General features: G+C 39.3%; 8 protein-coding genes. 5 read left to right on the forward strand and 3 right to left on the reverse strand.

Annotated features, from left to right (window positions below; genetic code table 11):
- Positions 1–377: 377 nt before the first annotated feature.
- The 3 genes from A0J48_RS25835 to A0J48_RS25845 form a co-directional block, all read right to left on the reverse strand.
- Positions 378–1556 carry a hypothetical protein gene (locus tag A0J48_RS25835; RefSeq protein ID WP_200327434.1) on the reverse strand — a complete coding sequence of 393 codons (1179 nt, stop codon included), beginning with the start codon at positions 1554–1556 and terminating at the stop codon, positions 378–380.
- 46 nt (positions 1557–1602) lie between these two features.
- Positions 1603–1977, reverse strand: coding sequence for a hypothetical protein (locus tag A0J48_RS25840; protein WP_200327435.1), 375 nt, complete (start codon positions 1975–1977; stop codon positions 1603–1605).
- Between the two features lie 149 nt (positions 1978–2126).
- Complete coding sequence (locus A0J48_RS25845) at positions 2127–2342, reverse strand: helix-turn-helix domain-containing protein (RefSeq protein WP_234301171.1); 216 nt, start codon at positions 2340–2342, stop codon at positions 2127–2129.
- A 470-nt stretch (positions 2343–2812) separates the two neighbouring features.
- Here A0J48_RS25845 and A0J48_RS25850 point away from each other — a divergent pair, with 470 nt between their 5' ends.
- The 5 genes from A0J48_RS25850 to A0J48_RS25870 form a co-directional block, all read left to right on the forward strand.
- Entirely contained in the window at positions 2813–3064 is a 252-nt protein-coding gene (locus A0J48_RS25850; protein WP_200327437.1) for a hypothetical protein, read from the forward strand.
- A 62-nt stretch (positions 3065–3126) separates the two neighbouring features.
- Positions 3127–3357 carry a hypothetical protein gene (locus tag A0J48_RS25855; protein WP_200327438.1) on the forward strand — a complete coding sequence of 77 codons (231 nt, stop codon included), beginning with the start codon at positions 3127–3129 and terminating at the stop codon, positions 3355–3357.
- A gap of 252 nt (positions 3358–3609) precedes the next feature.
- On the forward strand, positions 3610–3831 hold the full coding sequence (locus A0J48_RS25860; protein ID WP_200327439.1) for a hypothetical protein: 222 nt from the start codon (positions 3610–3612) through the stop codon (positions 3829–3831).
- A gap of 342 nt (positions 3832–4173) precedes the next feature.
- Positions 4174–4341: a DUF3970 family protein gene (locus A0J48_RS25865; RefSeq protein ID WP_200327440.1), complete on the forward strand. Its 168-nt coding sequence runs from the start codon at positions 4174–4176 to the stop codon at positions 4339–4341.
- A gap of 159 nt (positions 4342–4500) precedes the next feature.
- The coding region (locus A0J48_RS25870; RefSeq protein ID WP_200327441.1) for a hypothetical protein at positions 4501–4781 on the forward strand (281 nt) is incomplete at its 3' end.

The following is a 4781-nucleotide window of genomic DNA, read 5'->3' on the forward strand; positions in this document are numbered from 1 at the left end:
ATTTTTCCAGTTCATCCCAGTAAGGGTCGTGGACTATATGTGGAGTTCCAAAGTCATCGAGGTTAAATAATGTCCCGGTCATGACTCCTCCTCAACTGCTGTAGGGGGAATCAGGTAATAGGGGCAGGGGGAGTAATAGCCGTTTGTGAGGTGAAGGTAGAAGAAACCATCACAGTAAATAGCCAATGGGTAATGGTTAACAGCTTCTAGTTCACGCTCCTGGAGTGAACCGGTACTGTTATATAAACGTACTTTCATAGGTAAACACTTGGTAATTGACAATTGATAATTGACAATTGACAATTGTCAATTGATAATTCTAAATTTAGAACAATTGCAAATTCTGAATTCTAAATTCTAAATTCTAAATTCTAAATTCAGAACATAAAATCAAAGGGACTGGGTGGTTCTTCCCCTAATTCCAAAGCTTTTTCAAATGCAGTCATGTAAGCTTGTTGATCAATTAGACCTCCCTCTTGAGCTAGTGCCAGTGCCTCAAGTTGTTTGTTAAGTTCGGCATCTTCATCAGCAGCAGCTTCTAGTTGCGGGTGGTCGGTAAATGGTTTGATGCTTCTGTCCAACGAGTCATAGCCAACAAGTTGAGGTGTACCAGAATAATGCTGTGGTAATGCAACTTGTACGCCTTCAGAAACTAAATGCTCTACTCTTTGCATTAGAGCTTGGGTATTTTCTTCTGTGGCTTCGGGAGGCAGGACGAAACATGATGGTAATACTGCTTGCTTACTACCATTCTTCAACAGCAGGTCACAGTTATCTGTTGAACGTTTCATGTATTCCAGAAACTGCGGGTAAATTGCTACTGTGGTTCTAGTTTTGTTGTTGTAGAACTCACTGTAGGCGTTACCCAAGGCATCTTTCGCCCAATGATCACCCTGAGATTCGTATTTGTTTTTTGCCCACCAATTGAGAAATACAGGATAGGGCTGTCCTGGTGCAATTTCCCAAACTTCAGGCTCTGATGTGTCCGGCGCGGAATGTTTGACTTGATGAGTAACTATTGGTTTTCTTGGTTGAATTACCTCTACTTCTTGGATGTTTTCTGGTTCAATTTCTGGTAATTCCGGTTCTTTGGTATTAAATTCTACCTCTTGGTTTTTCTCCCCACTTGGATAGAAATCAAGATTAGATTCTTTTGTATTGAACTTATGGTATTGTCCATCTGTTGACTCCGAATGGTAATTTTTTGACTCTGGATGTTCAGATGTTTGCTTGCGGTGACACAGTAGTTCTTTAAGTCTGTCTAATTTCAGTTTGTACTGCCAGGTTTTATCTTGTCTGTTGCCGGGATTGTGTCTTTTTTCAACCAGTCCCAACTCTTCCAGAATTCCTATGGCTTTGGTGATGGCTGGTTTACAATACTCATTCATTAGGTCTTCTTTGATTTGGCGAATGGGTTGGTATATCCATTCTGTCCGGTGGTATTTGACTTTCCACTTTCTCCATTTCTCGAAGTAATCAATGAGTTTGGCTGCACAGTAATTTCCTGTGATTTCTAGATAGTCGCGCCGTAAAACTGTAATTTGTGTTTGTGTCATAATCAATAAGGTTGAATCTGCCACCCCTCCCGGTGGCTTTAAAGTATTAACGCCATCTGTCGCGGTCTAGGTCATGAATTGCCTTCTCAATCAACCATCGGTCTGATTTACCTGGATGTTTCAGTCTCAGACTGTTGACCAATCGTTCGGATGCGGAAATATCAAACTGTAATCGGACTAATAATTGATGCCATAAACCCGCTACGAATGGGTCGAATTGGTACTTTCTGATAATTCCTTGCTTGCGTCTATTTTTTCTGCTCAGAAATATCAGGTCAAATCCCATCCATTTGCGCTTTCTGTTGGGTGAAAATCTTCTCCTTCTGTAAGTGACAATTGCTTTATCAATGAGTAAAAAGATTACTTTTAGTCCCATTGCCAGGAAAACTATCTGTCCGAGTATTAGAATTAGAACAATCATGATGAATTAAGCAGTGACGTATTTAATTCATCATTTAACCATTCAGGCTCTTATCTCAGTGATTTAGGTCAACCTTCAAAACACAGAAATCTATCACCACCTAGCGCGTAGGTGGTTGGGATGTCTGACTGGATTTTGGATTTTAGGGTTTAAATTTCAGATTTAGAATCTGTGGGTCCGAAATCGTCTGGTAATTCCTCAAGAGCTACATTTAATATCCGACATAAATTTTTCATTTGAGGAATAGTTAGCTTTGCTTCTGTCTTCCCAGATATCCACCTATAGTAAGTGGCTGGTGGGATACCACAGCGCATAGCAAACTCATGCTGAGTTAATGCTGTTTTTTCAATCCTAAGAGCGTCCAATGGCGAATCACTCTCCTGTTTCAGTTTTTTGCTTTTTTCCATATTACCATAAAACTATCAAAATGATATATCAACTTAATTAGTCAAAGTGATTGACATAATCAAAGTGATGTTTCATAATGATGTATGTGAGACGACAAAAAACCAGCCGAGTAAACACCCGGTAAATGGTAAACACTCGGTTGGATGAATGAAGTCTCTCACACTCAAACTACAGAACCATGAGGGATGACTTTGTATCATCCCTTTCCCTGCTCCCTCCTCACCTTTGCCTTAGCGCCCGTGAGGACACACCATACTCAAGCTGGAGCAACACCTCTTATTAGGGAATAGGGAACAGGGAACAGATTCTGACTCCTGCCACCTGCCTCCTGTCACCTAAACTTGCAATCACCGGAGACTTGGCGCTGTTCACGAGTTGACAGAGCGGTGATTTTCTTATGTCTGCGTTCACTTACTAAGAAAAGGAGATGCCAAAGTACACAATAACCATCGAAACAGAAAACTCTGAACTAAATGAAGTACAGAAAGCAATTTGCGAACAAATAACCTTTCTGGTTCAGAGGTTCAAAAAACGAGACAAAACCCTGTCTGAAATAGAAGCAACTGCGTCTGCAATGCTACTCCTTGAGCGTGTGCTACACAGGCTTGATCCAATGACGGCGAAAGAAATAATTGAAATCGCCAAGTCCAAATATGGACAACAAGTAAATGACGGCTAACTAGTGTGTTTCCGACCTGATGATCCAATGACCAATAACTAATGACTAAAAACTAATGACCAATGACTAACCAAAAACCAAAAGGTACTTACGAATGTAATCTAGAACTCAAAAATAAAACTGTAGTTTTAACATTCAAATCCTCTTCTGTAGAGTTAGCGATTAAATTATTTATCGTCCTCACAAAAATTGTTGATCAACTTCAACTTGGCAATCTTAATAATTTAATCACCAACCCTTGCAAAAAGATGACCAATGTGTCCGTCACCACCGTTAAACAGAATTCGAGATAGGAGGATGAAAAAATTTTACTGGGATTGCAAAAAGATGACCAATGTGTCCGTCACCACCGTTAAACAGCTACTGGATTCGCTTAAACAGTATGACAGATGTAATCCAGTTCAATGTCTAACACCAACCGGGAAAGCATTCAAAATTACTGAAGTAACCCGGTGCAAAATCACAGGCAACATAATCATCAACATCGAACCAGTCACGGGATATTTCCTGGACTAACTGGACTAAGAATAGCCAACATCTGACTAATGAAAGATAAAACATTTAACCCTTGGGTTGTTTATCTCAGACGGGTTAGACACACCACTGTTCTTGGCAGGTTCCCTAACCTAACACTTGCACAAGAAAGGGTAAGAGAACTTTGCCGTCGTGTACCAGATTCAAGAAAAAAAATTGGCGTTTACTTTGAACGTCCAAATCCTGCACCAATTAAGGATTCTAGAGTATCAGAAAATGCTGCAAACAATTGAGGATTTTCTTGAGTCAGTTTTTGATTTATTTGAGGATTTTTTTGAGTCAGTTTTTGATTTATTTATTACATACCCACGAACATTTGTTGTTCTATTTGTGATTTTAAGTCTCTTGCTGACTTGGCTTCTACTTCACTTTCTTTAAACAGCGTTATCAATTATCAATTATCAATTGACAGAGAGTTTGGATGTGAAGCCTAGACGTAAATCAACAAATTATTTGATGTGTTTGTGTTTTTGGGATACCCGATTATCCGGTCAAACATTGATTCTGTAAGCTATATATCCTCCCAGTATTAGCTGGTGGCTAATACTGGTTTCTTCACAAGGTATACCGAGAATATGAAATGTAGATTAATAGCATCTTCTGAAGAAGAAATTAAAGAAATGGTTGCATTACTACGAATGAATGAATTTCTCGTCGCCAATTTAACCATCAAGGAATCATCAAACCCGAAATATTCCAAAAGCGGGAACATATTAGCTTATTTCGATTTAGGGGTTAATTAATGAGCAGACAACTTAAACCTTGGGGAGTCTTTCGGATAGATATACCCGGCAATCCATTAATCGCCAGATTCAAAAAGCGCGATGACGCGGACGAATACTTGAAGCTTCTTAAAGCTAACACACCGCACAAATTTGAGGTAGTTTTTGATAACCAATAAAATGAAAATCAAAACATTTACTTACAAACGGATTTTGAATTTAGGCAATTACGAAAGTAAGCATCTAGAAGCAACTATTGAGGTTGAAACATACCTTCTAGATTCTGCCGAAGAAGAGTGTTCAGCACTAATGGAAATGGTAGAGCGCAAGATTAGGGAAGATTGCGCCACAAAAATTAAAGATGAAATTAGGTCTGCACGCGAGGAATTGTGGGCAATTCAAAAAGAAATTGAAGTTGCAAAACAACAACTAGTACCCCATACAGAAGAAGTTCGAGAAGC

This window comes from Sphaerospermopsis aphanizomenoides BCCUSP55, assembly GCF_001586785.1.
GTDB lineage: Bacteria > Cyanobacteriota > Cyanobacteriia > Cyanobacteriales > Nostocaceae > Sphaerospermopsis_A > Sphaerospermopsis_A aphanizomenoides_A.

Coding starts and splice junctions, on each gene's coding strand:
- A0J48_RS25840 (WP_200327435.1), bottom strand. CDS start 1,977: ATGATTGTTCTAATTCTAATACTCGGACAGATAGTTTTCCTGGCAATG.
- A0J48_RS25860 (WP_200327439.1), top strand. CDS start 3,610: ATGAAAGATAAAACATTTAACCCTTGGGTTGTTTATCTCAGACGGGTT.
- A0J48_RS25850 (WP_200327437.1), top strand. CDS start 2,813: ATGCCAAAGTACACAATAACCATCGAAACAGAAAACTCTGAACTAAAT.
- A0J48_RS25855 (WP_200327438.1), top strand. CDS start 3,127: ATGACTAACCAAAAACCAAAAGGTACTTACGAATGTAATCTAGAACTC.
- A0J48_RS25835 (WP_200327434.1), bottom strand. CDS start 1,556: ATGACACAAACACAAATTACAGTTTTACGGCGCGACTATCTAGAAATC.
- A0J48_RS25865 (WP_200327440.1), top strand. CDS start 4,174: ATGAAATGTAGATTAATAGCATCTTCTGAAGAAGAAATTAAAGAAATG.